The organism is Streptomyces sp. NPDC058646, assembly GCF_042716875.1.
Classification (GTDB): Bacteria; Actinomycetota; Actinomycetes; order Streptomycetales; family Streptomycetaceae; genus Streptomyces.
In genome coordinates this window covers 77,531-100,935 of the sequence record NZ_JBHXRK010000022.1, presented here as the reverse complement: position 1 = coordinate 100,935, position 23,405 = coordinate 77,531, and the positions used below count along the sequence as shown (strand labels likewise).

At 72.4% G+C, this 23,405-nt stretch carries 19 protein-coding genes and 1 tRNA gene; 13 read left to right on the top strand and 7 right to left on the bottom strand.

Annotated elements, in window-relative coordinates; translation table 11 throughout:
- Nucleotides 1-343 precede the first annotated feature (343 nt).
- Complete coding sequence (locus tag ACFWUZ_RS25455; protein ID WP_384377228.1) at nt 344-2,668, top strand: transglycosylase domain-containing protein; 2,325 nt, start codon at nt 344-346, stop codon at nt 2,666-2,668.
- Nucleotides 2,669-2,849: 181 nt separating this feature from the next.
- Here the strand turns inward: ACFWUZ_RS25455 and ACFWUZ_RS25450 are convergent, their stop codons facing one another.
- Entirely contained in the window at nt 2,850-3,314 is a 465-nt protein-coding gene (locus ACFWUZ_RS25450; protein ID WP_384377225.1) for a GatB/YqeY domain-containing protein, read from the bottom strand.
- 68 nt (nt 3,315-3,382) lie between these two features.
- On the opposite strand from ACFWUZ_RS25450, the gene ACFWUZ_RS25445 reads away from it, so the two are divergent.
- The 10 genes from ACFWUZ_RS25445 to ACFWUZ_RS25400 all read left to right on the top strand — a co-directional run bounded on the left by ACFWUZ_RS25445 (nt 3,383) and on the right by ACFWUZ_RS25400 (nt 13,713).
- Nucleotides 3,383-4,321, top strand: coding sequence for a metallophosphoesterase (locus ACFWUZ_RS25445; protein ID WP_384377222.1), 939 nt, complete (start codon nt 3,383-3,385; stop codon nt 4,319-4,321).
- Nucleotides 4,322-4,434: 113 nt separating this feature from the next.
- Nucleotides 4,435-4,508, top strand: a tRNA-Pro gene (locus tag ACFWUZ_RS25440).
- A 665-nt stretch (nt 4,509-5,173) separates the two neighbouring features.
- Complete coding sequence (locus tag ACFWUZ_RS25435; protein WP_384377219.1) at nt 5,174-6,181, top strand: NaeI family type II restriction endonuclease; 1,008 nt, start codon at nt 5,174-5,176, stop codon at nt 6,179-6,181.
- A gap of 142 nt (nt 6,182-6,323) precedes the next feature.
- On the top strand, nt 6,324-7,400 hold the full coding sequence (locus ACFWUZ_RS25430; RefSeq protein WP_384377216.1) for a DNA cytosine methyltransferase: 1,077 nt from the start codon (nt 6,324-6,326) through the stop codon (nt 7,398-7,400).
- A gap of 369 nt (nt 7,401-7,769) precedes the next feature.
- The gene (locus ACFWUZ_RS25425; protein ID WP_384377213.1) at nt 7,770-8,486 is read left to right on the top strand and encodes a siderophore-interacting protein; all 717 of its coding nucleotides are present in this window, start codon (nt 7,770-7,772) and stop codon (nt 8,484-8,486) included.
- 112 nt (nt 8,487-8,598) lie between these two features.
- Nucleotides 8,599-9,264: an isochorismatase family protein gene (locus ACFWUZ_RS25420; RefSeq protein ID WP_384377210.1), complete on the top strand. Its 666-nt coding sequence runs from the start codon at nt 8,599-8,601 to the stop codon at nt 9,262-9,264.
- Between the two features lie 75 nt (nt 9,265-9,339).
- A complete protein-coding gene (gene argC / locus ACFWUZ_RS25415; RefSeq protein WP_384377207.1) occupies nt 9,340-10,380 on the top strand; it encodes an N-acetyl-gamma-glutamyl-phosphate reductase in 1,041 nt (346 codons plus the stop codon).
- On the top strand, nt 10,377-11,528 hold the full coding sequence (gene argJ / locus ACFWUZ_RS25410; protein WP_384377205.1) for a bifunctional glutamate N-acetyltransferase/amino-acid acetyltransferase ArgJ: 1,152 nt from the start codon (nt 10,377-10,379) through the stop codon (nt 11,526-11,528). The genes argC and argJ overlap by 4 nt, the downstream gene beginning before the upstream one ends.
- A 182-nt stretch (nt 11,529-11,710) precedes the next feature.
- On the top strand, nt 11,711-12,538 hold the full coding sequence (argB, locus tag ACFWUZ_RS25405; protein ID WP_384377336.1) for an acetylglutamate kinase: 828 nt from the start codon (nt 11,711-11,713) through the stop codon (nt 12,536-12,538).
- Nucleotides 12,535-13,713 carry an acetylornithine transaminase gene (locus tag ACFWUZ_RS25400; protein WP_384377202.1) on the top strand — a complete coding sequence of 393 codons (1,179 nt, stop codon included), beginning with the start codon at nt 12,535-12,537 and terminating at the stop codon, nt 13,711-13,713. The genes argB and ACFWUZ_RS25400 overlap by 4 nt, the downstream gene beginning before the upstream one ends.
- Before the next feature lie 62 nt (nt 13,714-13,775).
- Here the strand turns inward: ACFWUZ_RS25400 and ACFWUZ_RS25395 are convergent, their stop codons facing one another.
- From ACFWUZ_RS25395 to ACFWUZ_RS25370, 6 genes are all read right to left on the bottom strand, one after another.
- Nucleotides 13,776-14,294 (bottom strand): GNAT family N-acetyltransferase, encoded by a 519-nt coding sequence (locus ACFWUZ_RS25395; protein ID WP_384377199.1) that lies wholly within the window; start codon nt 14,292-14,294, stop codon nt 13,776-13,778.
- 151 nt (nt 14,295-14,445) lie between these two features.
- Entirely contained in the window at nt 14,446-14,733 is a 288-nt protein-coding gene (locus ACFWUZ_RS25390; RefSeq protein WP_384377196.1) for a hypothetical protein, read from the bottom strand.
- Entirely contained in the window at nt 14,730-16,307 is a 1,578-nt protein-coding gene (locus tag ACFWUZ_RS25385; RefSeq protein ID WP_384377193.1) for an amidohydrolase, read from the bottom strand. The genes ACFWUZ_RS25390 and ACFWUZ_RS25385 overlap by 4 nt, the downstream gene beginning before the upstream one ends.
- 36 nt (nt 16,308-16,343) lie before the next feature.
- Nucleotides 16,344-17,210 (bottom strand): ABC transporter ATP-binding protein, encoded by an 867-nt coding sequence (locus ACFWUZ_RS25380; protein WP_384377190.1) that lies wholly within the window; start codon nt 17,208-17,210, stop codon nt 16,344-16,346.
- On the bottom strand, nt 17,207-18,313 hold the full coding sequence (locus tag ACFWUZ_RS25375) for a FecCD family ABC transporter permease (RefSeq protein ID WP_384377186.1): 1,107 nt from the start codon (nt 18,311-18,313) through the stop codon (nt 17,207-17,209). Before ACFWUZ_RS25375 ends, ACFWUZ_RS25380 begins: the two co-directional genes overlap by 4 nt.
- Complete coding sequence (locus ACFWUZ_RS25370; RefSeq protein ID WP_384377183.1) at nt 18,310-19,386, bottom strand: FecCD family ABC transporter permease; 1,077 nt, start codon at nt 19,384-19,386, stop codon at nt 18,310-18,312. The genes ACFWUZ_RS25375 and ACFWUZ_RS25370 overlap by 4 nt, the downstream gene beginning before the upstream one ends.
- Nucleotides 19,387-19,650: 264 nt before the next feature.
- Here ACFWUZ_RS25370 and ACFWUZ_RS25365 point away from each other — a divergent pair, with 264 nt between their 5' ends.
- Entirely contained in the window at nt 19,651-21,348 is a 1,698-nt protein-coding gene (locus ACFWUZ_RS25365) for an ABC transporter ATP-binding protein (protein ID WP_384377180.1), read from the top strand.
- The gene (locus tag ACFWUZ_RS25360; protein WP_384377176.1) at nt 21,345-23,225 is read left to right on the top strand and encodes an ABC transporter ATP-binding protein; all 1,881 of its coding nucleotides are present in this window, start codon (nt 21,345-21,347) and stop codon (nt 23,223-23,225) included. The genes ACFWUZ_RS25365 and ACFWUZ_RS25360 overlap by 4 nt, the downstream gene beginning before the upstream one ends.
- Nucleotides 23,226-23,405: the final 180 nt, after the last annotated feature.

Sequence of the window (23,405 nt, the reverse complement as noted above, 5' to 3'; positions counted from 1 at the left end):
TGCGCAGGAGCTCCAAAGACTCGGGCGTATCGAGAAGTCACCATGTGGCGGGCTCGCACCACCAACAGCAACGAGTAAGCGAAGGGGCGGATGTGACCCTCGACGGTGGCGGAGGCGAACAACAGGCGGCACCACTCTGAGTCGAGACCTCGCGGGCCGGGTCATCATGAGGTGTCCGTGCTGCGTCCACTCCCGCCACCACCACTCGCACCAGACTGCGCACCGATCTACGTTGAGGCCTCGACGGCCCGGCTGCACTTGGATGTCACGGTCTGGTACTCGAACATCCCGAGAGACCCCTGGTCCCGCGGAATGCCGCTAACAACGGATTAGGCTGCCCTCCATGGGAAAGAAGCGCTCGGGCGGCGGGCTCACGGGGAGCCAGCAGGCCGCCAAGTTCCTCGGGGTGTCCGTTCTCTCCGGAGTTGTGCTGGCCGGCATGGCGATTCCGGCCGCAGGCGCCCTGGGGCTCGCGGCCAAGGGCACGGTCGAGGGATTCGATGAGATCCCGGCCAATCTCAAGACTCCGCCGCTGAGTCAGCGGACCACCATTCTGGACGCGGAAGGTGGCTTGATCGCCACTGTCTATTCGCGCGACCGGCAGGTGGTCCCGCTCACGGCGATCTCCCCGTACATGCAGAAGGCGATCGTCGCGATCGAGGACTCCCGTTTCTACGAGCACGGCGCGGTCGACCTCAAGGGCATCCTCCGCGCCGTCAACCGCAACGCGCAGGAGGGCGGCGCCGCACAGGGCGCCTCCACGCTCACGCAGCAGTACGTGAAGAACGTGTTCGTCGAAGAGGCCGGCGACGACGAGACCAAGGTCCGCGAGGCCCAGGAGAAGAGCCTCGGCCGCAAGATCCGCGAGCTCAAGTACTCGATCCAGGTCGAGGAGGAGCTCGGGAAGAAGAAGATCCTCGAGAACTACCTGAACATCACCTTCTTCGGCCAGCAGGCCTACGGGATCGAATCCGCGGCCCAGCGCTACTTCAGCAAGCCGGCCAAGGACCTGACCCTGGAGGAGTCGGCGCTGCTGGCGGGCGTCGTGCAGTCACCGAGCCGGTACGACCCGGTCAACGACGTGACCGAGGCGACGAAGCGCCGCAACCTCGTCCTCCAGCGGATGGCCGACATCAAGGACGTCTCGCAGGCGGAGGCGGACGCGGCGAAGGCCAAGCCCGTCACCCTGAAGGCGACCCGCCCGAAGAACGGCTGCATCACCGCGGTCAAGGGCGCGGGCTTCTTCTGCGACTACGTGCGCAACTCCTTCCTGACCGACCCCGTCTTCGGCAAGACGCGGGAGGAACGGGCGAAGGTCTGGAACCAGGGCGGTCTGACGGTACGGACCACCCTCGACCCGCAGTCGCAGGACGCGGCCAACGAGTCGATCAAGGACCACGTCTACCAGGAGGACTCGATCGCCACGGCCGTGACGATGGTCCAGCCGGGTACCGGACGGGTCCTGGCGATGGGTCAGTCCAAGCCCTACGGCTTCGGCAAGAACGAGACGCAGATCAACTTCTCCGTCGACAAGCGGATGGGCGGCTCGAACTTCGGCTTCCAGGTCGGCTCGACCTTCAAGCCGTTCATCGCGGCCGCGGCACTGGAGCGGGGCATGCCGCCCACGAAGGTGTACGGCGCGCCGAACCGGATGGACTACCCGAGCCCGATCCCGAAGTGCGACGGCAGCCAGTGGCTGAACCTGCCCGACGGCAGTGGGAAGCTCGCGACGGCGGAGAACGAGACCGAGGACGAGATCGGTCCGTACGCGCTGCGGACGGCGATGGAGAAGTCCATCAACACCTACTTCGTCGAGATGATCGGCGAGATCGGGCTCTGCCCGGTGATCGAGATGACGCAGAAGCTCGGCGTCGTCCCGGCCGCCGGAACCAAGCTGCCCGAGGCGCCGTCCATCGCGCTCGGCTCCGCCGAGCTGTCCCCCCTGACCATGGCCAACGCGTACGCCACCTTCGCCAACCGCGGGGTCTACTGCACGCCGGTCGCCATCGAGTCGATCACCGACGCGCACGGCAAGGCCCTGGCGGTGCCGAAGTCCAAGTGCGACCGGGCCATGTCGCAGACGACGGCCGACACCATCAACACCCTGCTGCGCGGGGTCGTCGACTCCGGCACCGGTGAGCGGGCCGGCCTGACCGACCGCGACAACGCCGGCAAGACCGGTACGACGGACTCCCGCCACAACGCCTGGTTCGTGGGCTACACCCCGAACATCTCCGGCGCGGTGTGGGTCGGCTCCGGCGGCGCGAAGAAGATCTCGATGGAGAACATCGTGATCGGCGGCAAGCCCTACGACAAGGTCTTCGGCGGCGGCCTGCCGGGCCCGATCTGGAAGGACGCGATCACGGGCGCGCTGTCCGGGCGCCAGGGCGACAGCTTCACCACGGTCCACATCCCGGAGCCGGTGGTTCCGGGCGGCGGCAACAACGGCGGCCGCCCCGCCACCAGCCCGCCCAGGCCCGGGAAGCCCAACAAGCCGGGCGACAACAAGCCCGGCGGACGTCCCGGCGGGCAGACGGCCGCGGGAACCACCGTCGGCACCACGGTCGGAACCACCGGCGGCAGCCCGGGCGGCACCGGGGGCCACCCGGCCGACCCGTTCCCGGACTTCACGCTGGAGCCGGGCCTCATCGGCGGACGCGACGACTAGCGGGAAAGCAGACAGAGCAGAAGGGGAGGGCCCCCGCCGGATCCGGCGGGAGCCCTCCCCTTCTGCTTCGGCCGACGCGCGGCCAGGGCGTTCGCCGGCCGTGGCGCTTTCCGGCGGGCGCTTCCCCGGTGGCGGTGCGGTGCGCGGTGCGCGTCGCACCGTCCGCCGCGGTGCCGTCGCGTTACCGGGACAGCTGCTGCTTCACGGCGGCGGCGACGCGGCCGCCGTCCGCCAGCCCGGCGACCTTCGGGTTCACGATCTTCATGACGGCGCCCATGGCCCGCGGCCCCTCGGCACCCGCCGCCCTGGCCTCCTCGACGGCCTGCGCCACGATCGCGGCGAGCTCCTCGTCGCCGAGCTGCTTGGGCAGGTACGTGTCGAGGAACTCGCCCTCGGCGGTCTCCCGCGCGGCCTGCTCGGGACGGCCGCCCTGGGCGAAGGCATCCGCGGCCTCGCGGCGCTTCTTCGCCTCCTTGGCGATCACCTTGAGGACTTCCTCGTCGGAGAGGACGCGTGCCTCCTTGCCCGCGACCTCCTCCTTGGTGATGGCGGAGAGGGTCAGGCGCAGCGTGGACGAGTGCAGCTCGTTACGCTCCCTGATGGCGGTCGTGAGGTCGTCCTGGAGCTTGGCCTTCAGCGTGGTCATGCCCCCGAGTCTGCCAGGTACCGGGGCGCTGGCGCCCGTGCGTTTTCCGGGTCTGCGACGATGGGGCCATGCGTGCGCGTTACGGAGTACCCCTGAAGGCGGCCGCCGGGATCGCGGCGGTGGGGGCAGCGGGAGTGGCCTACGCCGCCGGTTTCGAGGCCCGGTCCTTCCGCCTGCGGCGGATCACCGTGCCCGTCCTGCCCCCTGGCATGCGCCCTCTGCGCGTACTCCAGGTCTCGGACATCCACATGGTCCGCGGGCAGCACAAGAAGCGGGCCTGGCTCCAGTCCCTGGCCGGGCTGCGCCCCGACTTCGTGGTGAACACGGGGGACAACCTCTCCGACACGGAGGGCGTGCCCGAGGTGCTGGACGCCCTCGGTCCGCTCATGGAGTTCCCCGGTGTGTACGTCTTCGGGTCGAACGACTACTACGGGCCGCGGCTGCGCAACCCCGGGCGGTACCTGCTGGAGAAGGCGCAGGGGCGGCACGGGCTGAACGGCAACAAGCCGGTCGTCGGCGCCGTCCACAACCCGTGGGAGGGCATGCGGGACGCCTTCGACGCGGCCGGCTGGCTGGACCTCACCAACACGCGGGCCCGCCTGAAGCTCGACGGGCTGGAGCTGGCCTTCACCGGACTGGACGACCCGCACATCAAGCGGGACCGCTACGAGCAGGTGGCGGGCGGCCCGGAGGCCGACGCGGACTTCTCCATGGCCGTGGTGCACGCCCCGTACCTGCGCACGCTGGATTCCTTCACGGCCGACGGGTACCCGCTGATCCTCGCCGGGCACACGCACGGCGGACAGCTGTGCATCCCCTTCTACGGCGCCCTGGTCACCAACTGCGACCTGGACACCGAGCGGGTCAAGGGCCTCTCCACGCACGAGAGCGGCGGCCACCGCGCGTACCTCCACGTCTCGGCGGGCTGCGGCACCAACCGCTTCACCCCGGTCCGCTTCGCCTGCCCGCCGGAGGCGACCCTCCTGACCCTGGCCCCGAAGCCCTAGCCCGCCGCACGGGCGGCGACGGGGCCGTCCGCGAAAACCGGATTTCGTCTCCGGCGAGAGGTCCGCTAAAGTAATCGATGTCGCCAGGGCAGCAAGTGCTGCAAGGCGGCGATCGGGGTGTAGCGCAGCTTGGCAGCGCGCTTCGTTCGGGACGAAGAGGTCGTGGGTTCAAATCCCGCCACCCCGACGCTGTAGTACCAGGTGAGGCACCTACCGTCACGGTAGGTGCCTCACCTGTTTCCGTATGTGCATCCGGTTGCCTCCCTGAGTGCTTCCGGCGCAGCTTCACGCAGCGCGAGGACGGAGCGATCGTCCGGCGTGATGGCGGGTGCACAGGCGAGCCTGGGTTCTCCCGGCACGAGCCGGATCGGGCCGGGAGCGCCGGTGTTCCCCGGGTCCGCTCGTGCCCGCGTGCGGCCGGAGCACGGTGCGGGCATGGACGACAGTGCAGACGTCGGGCGGTCGAGCCCTAGGAGTTCCAGCAGACGAACTCGCTCCTGCGCAGGTTCTGCACCCACGAGTTGGACCAGTGGGAGAGCATCCGGACCGATCTCCCCATACGGGCCGGTCTACGTGATGTCCGGTCGCGTGCGTCTCGCCGGCTTCGAGGACCACCCGTTCCGCCCGTGCTTACCCGGCTCATGCGCCGCGGGGGGGTGCGTCGGGCCCTGCGGTGCTCCAGCTGTGACCGCCGTACGCCTGCCGACCCGCGGCCTGGACCTCGTCGTCCTCGGGCCATCTGCTCGTACTTGAGCTTCGGCGGCGTCCGCAGCGTTACTCTTCGGCCACTGGATCTTTCTGACCAGGTGCACGTCGCCTTCAGGGAGGTTCCGAGGATCGGAGGGGTGGGCAGTGACCCAGGAATCGTTGGCGTGGGCTCTTCCGGGTCCGCGTCCAGCTCAGGTCGAGGGGCGGCCCGACACGGATCTGGAGAGGGTCCACTCGTGGTTCCTCCGCCAGAACAACTGTGCCGAGCGGTTCGGCGAGATCTTCCGGAAGTCCATCGACGAAGTCCTGGACGGCCAGCGGACCGGCAGGTACGACTTCTACAAGAAGGGTCAGGGGCGCGTCGAGAAGACGGAGAAGACGTACCTCGGAACCAAGGTGGAGATCGTGGCGAGGGAGGAATTCGACCTCGGGTACGGCCGATCGATGGACTACTCCATATCCGGGATCGAAGTGGACTCGAAATGGACGATCGGGAAAACCTGGACCATCCCGAAGGAGGCCATGGGCCACATCTGCCTTGTCATGCATGCGGACGACAGGACGAGGCACTTCGAAGTCGGTCTTGTCCGCATCACCCAGGAGCTCCTGACCGACGGTGAAAACGGCGACAAGAAGCGAACCATCGCGGCGCAGGCCAAGAAGCGGATCCGCTGGATCGTCGAGAACGGCACCCTCCCCAAGAACTTCCTTTTGAGCCTGGAGAAGGAGGACTCGAAGAAGGTCAAGGAGATCCTGGAGGCGTCCGACGGGTACAACGGATCAGGAAACGGCGGCCAGCGCCGAGTCAATGCCCTCTTCGAGAAGGTTCCTGGACAGCTCGTGGATCGAACGACCGTGGTGACCGTCGCCAGACAGGACGACGGACCCAAGCGTGCGCGCGACGCTCGTAAGCACCTCAGGTCGAAAGGCTTCGTGGTGCTGGGGCACCTGCATCCCGCCCCGCAGATCGCCACCGATCTGGGGCTGCCCGTTCCGAAGAAGGGGTCCTGGGTGTCGGCCAGGCTCGCGCTGCTTGCGGATGACGACGTCCGCGCTTCGACCGTCATCGGTCAGCGTCGGTACAGGCTCTGGCAGGAAGGGGACCCCGATACGGAGGCGCCCCTCATCAGGTCGGACCCTGACCCGTCCTGAACGCTGCCGCCTCGCCGTGTCAGTGAGGGGCGATATCCTTTGGGCTGCTGTCGGGCGCGGCCGGTAGGTACGCCGGAGCCTGCGGCGAGCCCCCACAGCCCTTGTGGTAACCCCTGGAGATCAAGTGCACCCCGTCCAGATCGTGGACCTGTTCGCCGGCCCCGGCGGGCTGGACGTCGCTGCCGAGAAGCTCGGTATCGCGACGGCCGGCGTCGAGTGGGATCCGGCAGCCTGCACCACGCGGCGCGCGGCCGGCCTTGAGACCTGGGAGGGTGACGTACGTCGCTTCGGCCCGTCGGATTTCCCCGACGCGGATGTCCTGGCGGGTGGACCCCCTTGCCAGACCTTCACCGTCGCCGGGACCGGCGCCGGCCGGCGGGCGTTGGACGACGTCCTGGCGTTCGTCGAGCGGATCATCGCCAGGGAGGACCGGGAAGAGATCCTCAAGGATCTCTCCAAGCTGGAGGACGAGCGGACCGGGTTGGTCCTGGAGCCCCTCCGCTGGGCACTGGAGGCCATCGACGAGCGCGACAAGCCGTATCGCGCGATCGTTCTGGAACAGGTCCCGGCGGTGCTGCCGGTGTGGGAAGCCTATGCCAGAGCTCTCGAAGGCGAGGGGTACTCAGTCGACTGCGGCCTGTTGCGCACGGAAGCATTCGGTGTCCCTCAGACGCGCAAGAGGGCTGTACTGATCGCCCGAATGGGGGGCGATTCCGTCACCCTCCCTTCGCCTACGCATCGCACATATCGGAAGGGCGTTTCCCGCGAATCGGGTGACAGCACCTTGAGTCCGTGGCGCACCATGGGCGAGGTACTCGACCGCGAGTCCCCCTTTTCCGTGATCTCCAACTACGGAACAGGCGGGGATCCCAAGGCGCGGGGCCGTCGAGGTTCATGGGAGCCTTCCGCCACCGTCACGGGAAAGATCTCGCGCAACCGTGTCGTGGGGCTCGACGGGGAGGAATTGGACCGCTTCTCCCCGTCCGAAGCCGGTCGCCTTCAGACCTTCCCCGCCGACTATCCGTGGTCCGGACGTGACGTGGGACAGCAGATCGGAAATGCCGTACCCCCGCGTTTGGCCATGCACGTGCTCTCGGCCGCATTCGGATGGGCTCCACCGTCCGAGGAGAAGCTGAGCACGCTTCGGACGTGGAAGGACAAGGAGCCCGCATCCGCTGTGCCGGACGGGAACTCCGAAGCCGTGGCCGCGTACGTCTGAGGCATTCGCTCCGGCCTGGATCCCCCTCCCCCGCGTCAGAGGACCCGCGCCCCCGGCCTCGTTCGGGACCAGGTCAAGGGCTTGATCCGCAGTGTGGATCAAGCCCTTCCTGCGTATCCGGGGGCGGCTGTCCCGCGTGGAGTTCTCCTGAACGCTGCCGCAGGCACCGCACTACCCGAGCTGTCGCCCGCCCACCGCGACCGCCGCCTCCGCTTCGCCGTCCCGGCACGGGACGTGGCCGGGGCCGGGGAGGGGGGCCGGGGAGGGGGTCCGGCGGCGGCTGGGGGCTCCCCGTCGGTGCGCCCGCCGGCGCCACTCCCCTGGGCGACACTGATCCTCGCCACCACACTCGAACACCAGGGGGAGAACATGGGACACGGCTGGCAGGGCGTCGCCCTCAAGCTCATGCGCGGCAAGGACTTCACCTTCACCGTCCGGTCCAACGAGCGGGTGTCGGACCACCTGCACCGGCTGGGCTTCACCGACGGGGGCATGCTCGCGGCGGCCGGCGTCCACCCCACGATGTGGGTGCGGCTCTGGTTCGAGCACGCAGGGCGGCCGCACCAGCGGGGCTACACCCTCGTCGACCCGGACCCCGGGACCGGCACCTTCACCGTGGAGTTCCTGCTGCACGACGGACCCGCCAGCGACTGGGCGCGCGGGGCCCGGCCCGGCGACACGATCGAAGCCACGCTCCAGGGAACGAACTTCGCCGCGCCGGACCCCCTGCCGTCGCGGCTGCTCGTCGTGGGCGACCCGGCTTCCAGACCCGCCATCAACTCCCTGCTCGAAGCGATGCCTTCGACCCCGGCGACCATCTGGTTCGAGTCCTCGGACCCCGCGGAGGCGCAGGGGACCCCGCGCGACGGCGCTCCGGGCCGCGAGGTCGTCCACGTTCCGCGCCGCGACGGCGGGGCGCACCTGGTCGAGACCGTGCGGGCGCAACTGCCCCGGCAGATGGACCCGGAGGCCTACATCTGGATCGCCTGCGACACGGTGACCACCCGGAACCTGGCCGCCTTCGCGCGCAAGGACCTCGGCGTGCCCAAGGAGCGGGTGCACGCGCTCGGGTACTGGCGACCCTGAGGGCCACCCCGGGGCGGGCACCTGGGCGGACGGGGTAAGTTAGGTTAGGCTAAGCTAAAATCTAGATCGAGTACGGGCGCATACGGGCGTCCTCAGGGGGAGGGAATTCACCATGGGCCTGCCGGCCATCGGCACCTACCCCATGCCGGACCGCTCCCTCCTGCCCGAGTCCTGCGCCTGGCCCATCGACCCCGACCGCGCCGCCCTGCTGATCCACGACATGCAGAACCACTTCGTGGGCCCGCTCCCCGCGCAGCGGTCCCCCGTCGTGGAACTCGTCGACAACATCACGGCGTTGCGCGCCCTCGCCGCAAGCCTGGGCATCCCGGTGGTCTTCAGTGCCGAGCCGGCCGCCCAGCCGCCGGGCCAGCGCGGCCTCGTCGCCGACGTGTGGGGCCCCGGCATCGAGGACGAGCCGGACGCCGCCGCGATCATCGGCCCCCTCGCGCCCCGGCCGGGCGAGCACCTGATGGCCAACGTGCGGCACAACGCCTTCCTCCGCAGCCACCTCGGGCGGCTCCTGCGCTCGGAGGGCCGCGACCAGCTGATCGTGTGCGGGGTGTACGCGCACCTCGGGATCCTCCTGACGGCCGCCGACGCCTTCATGAACGACATCCAGCCCTTCGTCGTCGCCGACGCGGTGGCCGACTTCTCCGCGGAGGAGCACGCCATGGCCCTGCGGTGGGCGGCGCGCAGCGGCGTGGTGTGCACGACCGAGACCCTCCTGCGCGACCTGCTGCTCGGAAGGGCGGCGCGAGACGTTCACCGGGACGCCTGAGGGCGTACCCGTGACGGGAACCCCGAGGGCGGACCCTGACGCCGCCCTCGCACGGATCGAGAGAGACGGAAGAACATGACCGTACGGGTCGCGGTGGCCGGTGCCAGCGGCTACGCGGGCGGGGAGGTCCTGCGCCTGCTGGCGGCGCATCCCGGCGTGGAGATCGGCGCGGTGACGGCCCACAGCAGCGCGGGCCGCCTGCTGGGTTCCGTACAGCCGCACCTGTCCGCCTTCGCCGACCGGGAGCTGGTGGAGACCACCCCGGCCGCGCTGAAGGGCCACGACGTGGTCTTCCTCGCCCTGCCGCACGGCCGGTCGGCCGAGCTGGCCCGGGAGCTGGAGCCGGACACCGTCGTCGTGGACTGCGGTGCGGACTTCCGGCTGCGGGAGGCGGCCGACTGGGAGCGCTTCTACGGATCCCCGCACGCCGGGACCTGGCCCTACGGCCTGCCCGAACTGCCGGGCGCACGGGAGGAGCTCAGGGGGGCGACCCGGATCGCCGTACCGGGCTGCTACCCGACCGCGGTCACCCTCGCGCTGTACCCCGCCTACGCGGCCGGCCTCGTCGAGCCGGAGGCGGTCGTCGTCGCGGCCAGCGGGACCTCGGGCGCCGGCAAGTCGCTCAAGGCCCACCTGCTCGGCGCCGAGGTGATGGGGTCCATGACCCCGTACGGGGTCGGCGGCGGCCACCGCCACACCCCCGAGATCGCGCAGAACCTCTCCCGGGTGGCGGGCGAACGCGTCACGGTCTCCTTCACGCCGACGCTGGCGCCCATGCCCCGGGGCATCCTGGCGACCTGTTCGGCCCGGCTGCGCCCGGAGGCGGCCGCTGCTGCCGCGGAAGCCGCGGCGCGGGCCGCGTACGAGGACGCGTACGCGCAGGAGCCGTTCGTACGGCTGCTGCCGCCCGGGCAGTGGCCCTCCACGGCAGCCGTCCTCGGCTCCAACACCGCGCAGGTGCAGATCGCCGTGGACCCGGACGCCCGCAGGCTGATCTGCGTGAGTGCCGTCGACAACCTGACGAAGGGCACCGCGGGTGGCGCGGTGCAGAGCATGAACGTCGCCCTCGGCCTGCCGGAACGGCTGGGCCTGCCCACGAATGGAGTGGCTCCGTGAGTGTGACCGCCGCCCGAGGATTCCTGGCCGCCGGAGTGGCCGCCGGGATCAAGGAATCCGGTGATCCCGACCTGGCCCTGGTGGTGAACCGGGGACCGTCCCGCGCCGCCGCCGGCGTCTTCACCTCCAACCGCGTGCAGGCGGCGCCCGTGCGCTGGTCCCGGCGCGTGCTCGCCGACGGCCGGATCTCGGCCGTCGTCCTCAACTCCGGCGGGGCCAACGCCTGTACGGGAGCGGCGGGCGCCGCGGACACCCGGGTGATGGCCGAGCGGACCGCGCTGGCCGTGGACACCGTCCCGGACGAGGTCGCGGTCTGCTCCACCGGCCTCATCGGCGTCCGGCTGCCCATGGACCGGATCACGGTCGGCATCGGCGGCGCCGCCGGTGCGCTGTCGGCCGAGGGCGGCGAGGACGCGGCCGTCGCGATCAAGACCACGGACTCCGTGCACAAGACCGCCGTCGCCGGCGGCGACGGATGGACGGTCGGCGGCATGGCCAAGGGCGCGGGCATGCTCGCGCCCGGTCTGGCCACCATGCTGGTCGTCCTCACCACGGACGCCGACGTGAGCGCCGAGGTCCTCGACGAGGTCCTGCGCGACGCCGTACGCACCACCTTCGACCGGGTGGACTCGGACGGCTGCATGTCCACCAACGACACGGTGCTGCTGCTCGCCTCCGGCGCCTCGGGCGTCGTCCCGGGCACCGGGGAGTTCACCGCGGCCGTGCGCGCCGTGTGCACGGACCTGGCCCGGCAGCTGGTGGCGGACGCCGAGGGCGCGTCCAAGGAGATCGAGGTGGCGGTCGTCGGCGCGGCCTCGGAGCAGGACGCGGTCGAGGTCGGCCGGTCCGTGGCCCGCAACAACCTCCTCAAGTGCGCCCTGCACGGCGAGGACCCGAACTGGGGACGGGTGCTGTCGGCGATCGGCACCACCGCCGCCGTCTTCGACCCCGACCGGCTGGACGTGGCGATCAACGGTGTCTGGGTCTGCCGCGACGGTGCGGCCGGCGAGTCCCGGGACAAGGCCGACCTGTCGGGGCGCACGATCACCGTCACCGTCGACCTGCGCTCCGGCGGTTCGGCCGCCACGATCTGGACGAACGACCTGACGGCCGAGTACGTGCACGAGAACAGCGCGTACAGCTCGTGAGCGGGGCGGGGATGACGGGTACGGGAACACTCCCCGGACAGCGCCGGGCACCCGGCCACGCGGCGGCCGGGGGGAGCACCCCGGCCGGGGGCGCCGCCTCGGCCGAACCGGCGGCGGCGGACCTGCCCTGGCTGGAGGAGCTCCAGGGGCGCACGGTCGTCGTCAAGTTCGGCGGGAACGCCATGGTGGACCCCTCGCTCCACCGGACCTTCGCCCAGGACGTCGTGGAACTGTGGCACGCGGGCCTGCGGCCCGTCGTGGTGCACGGCGGCGGGCCGCAGATCAGCGCCATGCTGGACCGGCTGGACCTGGAGGTCCGCTTCGAGGCCGGTCTGCGGGTGACCACGCCGGAGACGATGGACGTCGTCCGCATGGTGCTGACGGGGCAGGTCCAGCGGGAGCTGGTCGGCGCGCTCAACGCCCACGGCCCCTTCGCGGTGGGCCTGTCCGGTGAGGACGCGCACACCATGACCGCCGTCCGGCGGCCGGCGTGGGTGGACGGCCGGCCGGTGGACATCGGCCTGGTCGGGGACGTGGTGGACGTGGACCCCGGTACGGTCCGCACCCTGCTGGAGCAGGGCCGCATCCCCGTGATCTCCCCGATCGCGCGGGGCGCGGACGGCGAGGTCTACAACGTCAACGCCGATCTCGCGGCGTCGGCGCTGGCCGTGGCCCTCGGTGCGGAGCGGCTGGTGGTGCTGACCGACGTCGAGGGGCTGTACGCGGACTGGCCGCGCAGCACCGAGGTGATCGAACGCCTGACGGCGCGTGAACTGGACGCACTGCTGCCGGGGCTCGCCAGCGGCATGCTCCCCAAGATGGAGGGCTGTCTGCGGGCCGTACGGGCGGGCGTGGGCAGGGCCCAGGTCATAGACGGCCGGGTGCCGCACGCCCTGCTGGCCGGTGTCTTCACCGGGAGCGGCGTGGGAACCACGGTGCTGCCGGACGAGGAGCCCGGACACCCGCGCGGCCACGACCCGTACGAGGACGACGAGGAGCACACCGCGTGAGCCAGGCCCCCGCCCCACCGCTCGCCGACCGCTGGCGGGCGGTGATGATGGACACCTACGGCACTCCCCCGCTGGCGCTGGCCAGGGGCGAGGGCAGCACGGTCTGGGACGAGTCCGGGCGGGAGTACACGGACTTCACCGGCGGGATCGCGGTCAACACCCTCGGGCACGCCCACCCGGCGGTCGTCGAGGCCGTCCAGGGCCAGATCGCCCGGCTGGGCCACGTGTCGAACCTGTTCGTCTCCGAGCCGCCGGTCGCACTGGCGGAGCGCCTGCTGGGGCTGCTGGGCAGGCCCGGGCGGGTCTTCTTCGCGAACTCGGGCGCGGAGGCGGCCGAGGCCGCCTTCAAGATCGCCCGGCGGACCGGGCGGCCCCGTCTGGTGGCCGCCGAGGGCGGGTTCCACGGGCGCACCATGGGGGCACTGGCCCTCACCGGCCAGCCGGCGAAGCGCGACCCCTTCCTGCCGCTGCCGGGAGAGGTGACGCACGTCCCCTTCGGTGACGTGGAGGCGCTGCGCGGTGCCGTCACGGACCGGACGGCGGCGGTCTTCCTCGAACCGGTCCAGGGCGAGGCCGGCGTCATCCCGGCGCCCGAGGGCTACCTGCGGGCCGCCCGGGAGATCACCCGGGCCACGGGCACCCTGCTCGTACTGGACGAGGTGCAGACGGGGATCGGCCGTACCGGCCACTGGTTCGCGCACCAGGCGGAGCCGGGGGTGGACCCCGACGTGGTGACGCTGGCCAAGGGGCTGGGCGGCGGGCTGCCCATCGGCGCCGCGGTGGCGTTCGGGCCCGCCGCCGACCTGCTGACCCCCGGTCAGCACGGGACCACCTTCGGCGGCAGCCCGATCGCGTGCGCCGCCGGACTCGCCGTGCTGGAGGCCGTCGAGGCCGAAGGGCTGCTCGCGCACGTCGTACGGGTGGGCGAGCGGCTGCGGAGCGGCATCGAGGGCCTGAAGCACCCGCTGGTCCGTGAAGTGCGGGGCGCCGGCCTGCTCCTGGGGGTCGTGCTCGCCGAACCGGTCGCCGCACGGGTCCAGCGGGCCGCGCAGGACGCCGGGTTCCTCGTGAACGCGGCGGGGCCGTCCACCGTACGGCTGGCTCCCGCGCTGACGGTGACGGAGGATCAGGCCGACGCCCTGGTGGCCGCGCTGCCCGCGGTCCTCGACGCCTGAGCGGCGGGCGCGTCCGGTACGCGCACCGGGGCGGGTCCCTCCGGGGGCCCGCCCCTTTGCGTCTACAGGGTGCGGGCCAGGACGCGGGCGCCCCGGCGCGGGTCCAGGGACTCGGCCCAGACGGGCGGGGCCAGGCTCGCGGAGGCCGGCAGGAATCCGTGGCGCAGGAAGAGGCGGCCACTGCCGGTGGTCGCGGTGAACAGGGTGTCCAGCGAGCGGTTCCGCGCCCGGGCGAAGGCCGCGTGCAGCAGCCGGGCCCCCATGCCGGACCCCTGCCGGTGCCGGGCGACGCAGAAGTTGAACAGCACGCCGGCGGTGGGGTGGACGCGTACCCCGAGGCAGCCTTCCAGGGTGCCGTCGGGGGCCTGCGCGACGAGGAAGTCGGCCGCCTGGGCCACGTAGAGGGAGAGCGGGCGCTCCCGCAGTGCGCCCGCTCGGGCGAACGGCCGGGAGAGGGCCGCGAGCGCGGCGCCTTCGTCGGGGCGCGCGGGCCGCACGGTGAATCCGGGGGAGGCGGTCGTACGGGGTGCGAGGGGCGGCAGCGTGGCGAGCGCGGCAGGGCGCGGCGGGGCCGTGATCAAGGCGTTCCTTCCTCGGGTTCCATCGAGCGCGGGGGACGGCAGGATCGCCGCGTACCCGGTGGAACATTCGAAGTAAGGCTAGCCTCACCTAAGCGTGTGGCCAAGTCGCCGTCCCGGCAGCGGGGTTCGTACCCGTCGGCAGGACGCGGCCCTATCCGCAGGCCCGGCCCGGGTAGTCGGTGCTCTCCGGCGCCCCGGCCTCGCGCATCCGGCGCAGGACCTCCCCCAGTGCCGCGTCGTCGACGTGGACGGGGATGTTGTACTCCCGGTCGAAGACCATGACCTCGTCCACGGCCGCCCGCCAGATGACCCAGCGCGGCGGGTACTGCGGAGCCTGCCACAGCGGGAGCAGCCGCTCCAGCGCCCCGTCCGTGCCCACCGTGCCCGTGCCCACCGTGCCCGTGCCCACCGTGCCCGTGCCCACCGTGCCCGTGCTCACAGTTTCCCGCCTTCCGTCACTTCTCGTCCGTCCACGAAGGTCGCCACGATCTCGATGCCGGCGATCCGGGACGGGTCCACCTGCCGCGGATCGTCGGCCAGCACCACGAAGTCGGCGCGCTTGCCCGGCGTGAGGCTGCCCGCGCTGTCGTCCCACCGGCAGGCGTGGGCCCCGGCGACCGTGTAGGCCCGCAGCGCCTCCTCCACGGTGACGGCCTCGTCCGGGCCGACGGGCCGGCCGGAGGAGGAGGCCCGCTCGACCATGAACTGGACGGCCCGCAGCGGTGCTCCGTCCGTGACGGGCCGGTCCGAGCTGCCGACGAGCGTGACCCCGTGGTCCAGGAACCCCCTTCCCCGGTACATCCAGGGCGCCCGCTCCGCGCCCATCACGGTCGCGTAGTCGTCGCCGAAGGAGTAGAGGAAGGCGGGCTGCACCACGGCGCTGACGCCGAGTTCCGCGAAGCGCGGAAGCTGGTCCGGGCGGATCAGGCCGGCGTGTTCGATGCGGTGCCGCGCGTCCGGGCGCGGCCGCAGCTTCTGGGCCCGCGCCAGGCCGTCGAGCGCGAGGTCGGCGGCGCGGTCCCCGATGGCGTGCACGGCCAGCTGCCAGCCGGCGAGGTGGCCGTCCACGATGAGGTCGACGAGGCGGTCGGGGTCGTCCTGGAGCTCCCCGGTGTGGTCCATGCCCTCGTAGGGGGAGGTGAGGGCCGCGGTACGGGCCATCATGCCGCCGTCGGTGTAGATCTTCAGCGCGCCCAGGGACAGCCACTCGTCGCCGAAGCCGGTGCGCAGGCCCAGGTCGAGCGCGCGCGGAATGCCGTCCTCCTGGTGCGCGGTGAGCGGGCGGAGCGTGTCGCCGGCGGCCATGAGCTGGACCCGCAGGGGCAGCCTGCCCTGGTCCCGCAGCAGTTGGTAGGCGCCGAGCTCCACCGGGCTGTTGCCCAGCAGGCCGCCGCCGATGCCCGCTTCGGCGACGGCGGTCACGCCCTCGGAGAGGCAGACGCGCGCCGCGTGTTCGACGGCGTCGGCGATCTCCGTCTGCGCGTAGGGGAGCCGGAGCCGGCGGGCGGCGGTCATGGCGCTCTCGGCCAGGAAACCGTCCTGGTGGGGGAGATCGGCGGGCAGGAGGTCCAGTACGGCACTGCCCACGACGGCGCCGTGGCCCGAGTCGTGCATCAGGAAGACCTTGCGCCCGTGGCTGACCCGGTCGAGCTCGGCGGCGGTCAGGTGGCGGCCCAGGGCCCGCTGGTCGTACCCCATGACGTCGACCCAGGCGCCGGCGGGCCTGGCCAGGGCGGCCCCCTCGACGACCGCCAGGACGTCCTCGGCGCGCAGGCAGGGCGCGACGTTCGCGCTGCTCGCCCTGAGCCCGGTCCACGTCAGGTGGACGTGGCTGTCGATGAACCCGGGCAGCACGGTGGCGCCCTGCAGGTCGATGACCTCACGGGCCGGCAGCGAGGTCACGGCCTCGTCCAGGCCCACGATCCGGCCCCGCCAGATGCCCAGGTCGTGCGCGACCGGGTGGTCCGGGTCCATGGTCAGGATGCGGGCGTTCGTCAGCCTCGTGCACAGCATGGGGGTTCCCGTCGTCGTCGGAGGGTGCCCGGCCGGTCAGGTGCGTTCGGCGAGCACGGCGTCGTGGGGGACGGCTGCGGGGCCCTCGGGGGCGTACCGCCTGGGGGCGGCGGGGACCATCAGCGGGGTGCCGGTCTCCGGGTCCTCGATGATCCGGCAGGGCAGGCCGAACACGTCCTCCACCAGCTCGGCGGTCATGATGCTCGCCGGGTCGCCCTCGGCGGCGATCGTGCCGCCGGGCCGCATCACGATGAGGTGGGTGGCGTAACGGCAGGCCTGGTTGAGGTCATGGAGGACCGCCACGACCGTGTGCCCCTTGCGGGCGTGCAGTTCGGCGCACAGGTCCAGCACCTCGACCTGGTGGGCGATGTCGAGGAAGGTGGTGGGCTCGTCCAGCAGCAGGATGGAGGTCTGCTGGGCGAGGACCATGGCGAGCCAGACGCGCTGGCGCTGGCCGCCGGAGAGGTCGTCCACCGGCCGGTCGGCGAGTTCGAGCACGCCGGTCTGGCGCATCGACTCGGTGACGGCCTCCTCGTCCTCGGCGGACCACTGCTTGAGCAGCCGCTGGTGCGGGTAGCGGCCGCGCGCCACGAGGTCGCCGACGGTGATGCCGCCGGGCGCGTTCGAGGACTGCGGGAGCAGTCCGAGGCGGCGGGCCACCTCGCGCGAGCGGTACGAGGCGATGGCGGCCCCGTCCAGGTAGACCTGTCCGGCCCGGGGCTTCAGCATCCGCGCGAGCGCCGTGAGCAGCGTCGACTTGCCGCAGGCGTTCGGCCCGATGATCACGGTGAAGGACCGGTCGGGGATGTCGACGCTCAGGGACGTGGCCACCGTCCGCTGGTCGTAGGACAGCGTGAGGTCCTCTGCGCGCAGCCGGGACTGCGGGGAGTGGGTTCCAGTCATGCGCGGCTCTTTCGCGACTCGGTGATCAGCAGCCAGATGAGGTACAGCCCGCCGATGGCACCGGTCGCCGTGCCGACCGGGAGCAGCGCGGGCGCGAAGGCCCGCTGTACGACGAGGTCGCTCAGGAGGAGGAGGAAGGCGCCCATGAGGGCGGACGGCAGCAGCACGGGGCCGGACGAACCGGTGAGCCGGCGGACCACCTGGGGCGCGGCGAGGGCGATGAACCAGATGGGGCCGGTGACGGCGGTCGCGAACGCGGCGAGGGCGACGCTGATGACGAGGAGGGCCGTACGGGTGCGCCCCACCTCGACGCCGAGCGCTCCGGCGGTGGTGTCGCCCATCTCGACCACGGTGAGGCGGCGGGAGAGGAGGAAGGCCGGCGGCAGCAGGACGGCGAGGGCGATGCCGATGGTGTTGGCGTGCGTCCACAGCCGGTTGCCCAGGCTGCCGATCAGCCAGGCCTGTGCTTCCAGGGCTTCCTGGAAGGTCGCCCGGGTGATCAGGTAGGAGTTGAGGGCGAGCAGCAGGGCGCTGACGCCGATGCCGATGACGACCAGCCGGAAGCCCTGGATCCCGCGGCCGATCATCAGGAGGTGGACGACGAGGGCGGTGGCGAGGCCGCCGGCCAGGGCGCCCAGGGCGATCTGGGTCATGCTGCCGTGCAGCAGGATGATCACGATGAGCGCGCCCACGGCGGAGCCGTTGGTGAAGCCGATGATGTCGGGGCTGCCGAGGGAGTTGCGGGTCAGGCTCTGCAGGATCGCCCCGCTCACCGCGAGGGCCGCGCCGACGAACACCGCGGTCAGGATGCGCGGCATGCGCAGGGTGTTGACGACGAAGTCCGCGGCGCCGGAACCGCTGCCGGTCAGGGCCTGGAAGACCTCCCCGACGGAGAGCTTGAAGTCGCCGGTGGTCAGCGTGATGCCGACGAGCACGACGAGCGCGGCGAGCAGGAGGGCGGTCACGGCGGCGGTGCGGACCTGCACGCGCACCGAGAGACCGCCCAGCCGGACGATCCGGCCGCTGACGACGCGGGGGGCGGGGCTGTGCCCGGCTCCGGGCACGGAGGCGGCGGAGGCTTTCGTCTCCGGTACGGCGCTCACAGCATGACCAGCTTTCGACGGCGGCACAGCGCGATGAACAGGGGCGCGCCGATGAAGGCGGTGACGATGCCGACCTGCACCTCGCCCGGTGCGCCGAGCACCCGGCCCAGGACGTCCGAGCCGACGAGCAGGACCGGTGCGAGCACGATCGAGTACGCGAACACCCAGCGCTGGTCCGCGCCGACGATGAACCGGGCGACGTGCGGTACGGCCAGGCCGACGAAGCTGATCGGCCCGACGGCGGCGGTGGCGGCGCCGCACAGCAGCATCACGGCGAGGGCGGCCAGGACCCGGGTGCGGCCGACGTCCACGCCGAGGGAGCGCCCCATCTGGTCGCCCATGGCCAGGGCGTTGAGGGAGGGGGCGAGGAGGAAGGCGACGGTCAGGCCGACGGCGACGAACGGCAGGACGAGCAGCACGATGTCGTAGTACCGGCCCGCGAGGGAGCCGACCGTCCAGAAGCGGAACTGGTCGAAGGCTTCCGGGTCGAAGAGCAGGACGCCCCAGTTGAAGGCGTACAGCACGGCGGTCACCGCCGCTCCGGCGACGACGAGCCGGTCGGGGGTGGCCAGCTTCCGCCCGGAGGAACCGAGCAGGTAGACGCCGGCCGAGGCCAGGGCGGCCCCGGCGAGGGCGAACCACACGTAGCCGACGGGCGAGGCCACGCCCACGAAGGCGATGGCGACGACGACGCCCGTGGAGGCACCGAGGTTGACCCCGAGGAGTCCGGGGTCGGCGAGCGGGTTGCGCGTCAGGGCCTGCATCAGGGCGCCGGACAGTCCGAGCGCCGCCCCGACGAGGACGCCGAGCACGGTGCGGGGGATGCGGTACTCGTGGACGATGACGGAGGCCTGCGAGCCGTCGGGGTGCCACAGGAGGTCCCAGGTCGCGGCGAAGGGTATCCCCCGGGAGCCCACCCAGACGCTGACGAGGGAGACGAGGACGAGCACCCCGAGCGTCACGAGGAGGCCGAGACCGCGCAGGGCCGTGGCGGCCGGACGGGTAGTGGGCACGACGGGCTCGGCGGGGCCTCCGGTCTTGCTACCGGGCGCCGTCTGCGCTTCGACGGACAACGACCACTCCCCTGGCGGCGGATTCGGGTGCCCCGCGAGCCGCGCGAAGCGTGGACCAGAACATGACTGTGCCGCGGGCGACATGACATGCAATCATCGAACTTAGGTGAGCCTAACCGCACAGTCGCGCAGGGTCAACGCGGGCGCGACCTCGCCCCGATGCCCGCCCGCCGGGTGCGCGTGGGGGCTGCCGGGACCCTTGGCAGGCACCTAATTTAAGGTAGCCTTACCTAACTATCCAGCCCTGTCTTGTGGAGGCGCCGCGTGCCCGCTGGAAAACCAACGGGAGGCCCCGTCCTCCGGAGAGCACTCGCCGATCAGCGTCGCCGTGTCACCGGAGCATCGCTCCTCGGCATGGCGCACCAGGCGTGCGAAGCCCTCGTCCCGGTCGTCATCGGCCTGGTCATCGACGAGGCGGTGGGCACCGGTTCCACCGGAGCCCTCCTGCGCTGGCTGCTGGTCCTCGCCGCCCTGTTCTTCATCCTGTCCAATTGTTACCGCAACTCCGCACGGCTCGCCGAGGGTGCGGGCGAGAGCGCCGCGCACCGGATCCGGCAGGACCTCGCCGCCCGGGTGCTCGACCCGCGCGGCGGCGCCGACAGCGGCCGGCTGCCCGGCGCGCTGACGGCCGTCGCGACCGGTGACGCCCGGCGCGTCGGCTCGGTCGCGGCCGCCCTGCCGTACACGCTGTCCGCGGTCGCCGGTCTGGCCATCAGCGCGGTCGCCCTGCTGCGGATCTCCGTACCGCTCGGCCTGCTCGTCCTCCTCGGCGTACCACCGCTGCTGTGGCTCGGCCACGTCATCAGCCGTCCGCTGGAACGGCGCAGCGAGGCCGAGCAGGAGCACGCCGCCCACGCTTCGGGCGTCGCCGCCGACCTGGTCGCCGGCCTGCGCGTGCTGAAGGGCATCGGCGCCGAGGCCGCGGCGGTCTCCCGCTACCGCGAGACGAGCCGCAGCTCCCTGGCCTCCGCCCTGCGGGCGGCCGCCAGCCGGGCCTGGCACGACGGCGCGATCCTCGCCCTCACCGGCATCTTCATCGCGGCCATCGGGCTCGTCGGGGCCCACCTGGCGATGCGCGGCGACATCACCGTCGGTGAGCTGGTCGCGGCCGTCGGCCTCGCGCAGTACCTCCTCGGCCCCTTCCAGCTCCTCACCTACGTCAACGGCGAGTTCGCCCAGGGCCGGGCTTCGGCCGACCGGATCGCCGAGGTCCTCGCGTCGCCGCCCGCCGTCGCGGCCGGCACGGTCCCGCTGCCCGACCAGGTCGCCGGCGGGCTGCGGCTGCGCGGCGTCACCCAGGGCGCCCTGCGCGGTGTCGACCTCGACATCGCACCCGGCACCCTCGTCGGCGTCGTCGCCCGCGACGCGGCCGCCGCGAACGACCTGCTGCTCTGCCTCGGCCGCGAACTCGACCCGGCCGAGGGGACCGTCGAGCTCGACGGCGTAGCGCTGACCGACCTCGGCCCCGACGACGCCCGCCGCGCGATCCTGGTCGCCCACCACGACGCGGACCTCTTCGAGGACAGCCTGCTCGCCAACGTACGCGCCGCAACCGCCGCCGAAGCGGCGGACGTGGCACCGGCCCTGGCCGCCGCCACGGCGGACGAGGTCGCCCAGGCCCTGCCCGAGGGCGTCGACACCGTCCTCACCGAGCGCGGCCGTTCGCTGTCCGGCGGCCAGCGCCAGCGCGTGGCGCTCGCCCGCGCCCTGGCCGCGGACCCGCCGGTCCTCGTCGTCCACGACCCGACCACCGCGGTCGACACGGTCACCGAGGCCCGGATCGCCGCCCGCCTGCGGGACCTGCGCCGGGGACGCACCACGGTGCTCGTCACCACCAGCCCCGCGCTGCTCGCCGGGACCGACGTGGTGGTCATGCTCGACGACGGCCGGGTGGCCGCCGAGGGCAGTCACCCGGAGCTGGTCGCCGCCCACGCCTCGTACCGCTCGGCGGTGCTGGCATGACGGCCACCCAGGACCGGGACCCGCTGGACCCACGACCGCTGGACTCCCCGCCGCAGGACCGAGACGCGAAGGACCAAGGACCGACGATGAGCGGACCCGGCACACCCGAACGCGAGCTGCTGCCCACCGCCACCGGTGCCCGGACCTTCGCCGTCGTACGCGAACTGCTGCGCCGCCACCGGATGCTGTCCTTCGGCGCGATGTCCGTCCTCGTCCTCGGTACGGGCATCGGGCTGCTGACCGCCCCGCTGCTCGGCCGGATCGTGGACCTGGTGGTGGACAAGCGGGGCGAATCCGCCCTGACCGTGCCGATGATCCTCCTCCTGGTGGTCGCCGTCACCCGCGGCGTCGCCACGGCCATCGGCAAGTCCCTGGTGGCCACGCTCGGCGAGACGGTCCTCGCCGACCTGCGGGAACGGTTCATCGCGCGGGCGCTGCGGCTGCCGCTCGAACGGGTCGAGAAGGCCGGCTCGGGTGACCTGACCTCGCGCGTCACGGGTGACGTCACGCTGATCGCCAAGGCGGTGCGCCAGGCCCTGCCCGAGTTCGCCAACGCCTTCCTCACCATCGTGCTGACGCTGGTGGGCCTCGCCGTCCTCGACTGGCGCTTCCTGGCCGCCGTCCTGCTGGCCGTCCCGGTGCACGTCCTCACGGTCCGCTGGTACATCCCGCGCGCCGCGAGCATCTACTCCGCCCACCGGGTGGCGACCGGAGCACTCCAGCACCAGCTGCTCGACAGCATCGGCGGAGTCCGCACCGTACGGGCGTTCCGGCTGAACGGGCGCCACGAGGAGCTGCTCGAACAGCGGTCGCAGACCGCCGTCGACCTCGCGGCGCGCGGCATGCGCCTGGTCTCGGGCTTCTTCTCCCGGCTGAACATCGCCGAGTTCATCGGCATGACGGCGATCCTCGTCACCGGCTTCCACCTCGTCGACAACGGCTCGGTGAGCATCGGTACGGCGACCGCGGCCGCGCTCTACTTCCACGGCCTGTTCAACCCGATCAACGCCGCGCTGTTCCTCATCGACGACGCCCAGTCCGCCGGGGCGAGCCTCGCCCGTCTCGTCGGCGTGTCGAGCCTCCCCGCCGAGCGGGAGCCCGACGTCCGGGCCGCCGCGCCGGTCGACGGCTCGGTCAAGGTGTCCGGCCTCGGCCACGCGTACGTGGACGGCCACCCGGTGCTCAGCGGGGTCGACCTCGAGGTCCGCAACGGCGAACGCGTCGCCCTGGTGGGCGCCAGCGGCGCCGGCAAGACCACGCTCGCCAAGCTGATCGCGGGCGTCCACGACCCGGCGACCGGGGCGATAGCCCTGGGCGGCGTGGACTCCCGCGCGCTGGGCCCCGCCGGGATCCGGCAGGCGGTCACCCTGATCAGCCAGGAGGTCCACGTCTTCGCGGGCCCGCTCTCCGAGGACCTGCGGCTGGCCCGCCCCGGGGCGACGGACGAGGAACTGCGCGCCGCGCTGGCCCGCGTCGACGCCCTGCAGTGGGTCGACGCGCTGCCGGACGGGCCGGCCACGGTCGTGGGCGAGGGCGGCCACCGGCTCACGGTGACCCAGGCCCAGCACCTCGCGCTCGCGCGCCTCGTCCTCACGGACCCGCCCATCGCGATCCTGGACGAGGCCACCGCCGACGCCGGCAGCGCGGGCGCCCGCGTACTGGAGACCGCCGCGCTGCGCGCCCTGGAGGGCCGTACGGGTCTGATGGTCGCCCACCGGCTCCCGCAGGCGGCGACCGCGGACCGCGTCGTCGTCCTCGACCAGGGGCGGGTCGTCGAGACGGGCACCCACGCGGAACTCGTCGCGGCGGGCGGCCGGTACGCCGAACTCTGGTCGGCGTGGTCCGACAGCCGCCGCGAACCGGCGGTCCGGGGCTGACCCGTATCCCCGTACCTCCCCGCACAGAAGGCTCCCGCCCCGGCACTCCGGGCGGGAGCCTTCTGCCGTGTCCCTGCGGGGCTCGGCGGGATGGGTGGTGGCTCGCCTGCGGCGCCGCCGCACGGGGCTCTGCCCCGGCCCGCGCGCCTCATCGCCGGCGTGGCTTGATCCGGCCTGGCC

Coding starts and splice junctions, on each gene's coding strand:
- ACFWUZ_RS25450 (WP_384377225.1), bottom strand. CDS start 3,314: ATGACCACGCTGAAGGCCAAGCTCCAGGACGACCTCACGACCGCCATC.
- argB (WP_384377336.1), top strand. CDS start 11,711: ATGGTGGACCCCTCGCTCCACCGGACCTTCGCCCAGGACGTCGTGGAA.
- ACFWUZ_RS25420 (WP_384377210.1), top strand. CDS start 8,599: ATGGGCCTGCCGGCCATCGGCACCTACCCCATGCCGGACCGCTCCCTC.
- ACFWUZ_RS25445 (WP_384377222.1), top strand. CDS start 3,383: ATGCGTGCGCGTTACGGAGTACCCCTGAAGGCGGCCGCCGGGATCGCG.
- argC (WP_384377207.1), top strand. CDS start 9,340: ATGACCGTACGGGTCGCGGTGGCCGGTGCCAGCGGCTACGCGGGCGGG.
- ACFWUZ_RS25455 (WP_384377228.1), top strand. CDS start 344: ATGGGAAAGAAGCGCTCGGGCGGCGGGCTCACGGGGAGCCAGCAGGCC.
- ACFWUZ_RS25380 (WP_384377190.1), bottom strand. CDS start 17,210: ATGACTGGAACCCACTCCCCGCAGTCCCGGCTGCGCGCAGAGGACCTC.
- ACFWUZ_RS25360 (WP_384377176.1), top strand. CDS start 21,345: ATGACGGCCACCCAGGACCGGGACCCGCTGGACCCACGACCGCTGGAC.
- ACFWUZ_RS25425 (WP_384377213.1), top strand. CDS start 7,770: ATGGGACACGGCTGGCAGGGCGTCGCCCTCAAGCTCATGCGCGGCAAG.
- ACFWUZ_RS25385 (WP_384377193.1), bottom strand. CDS start 16,307: ATGCTGTGCACGAGGCTGACGAACGCCCGCATCCTGACCATGGACCCG.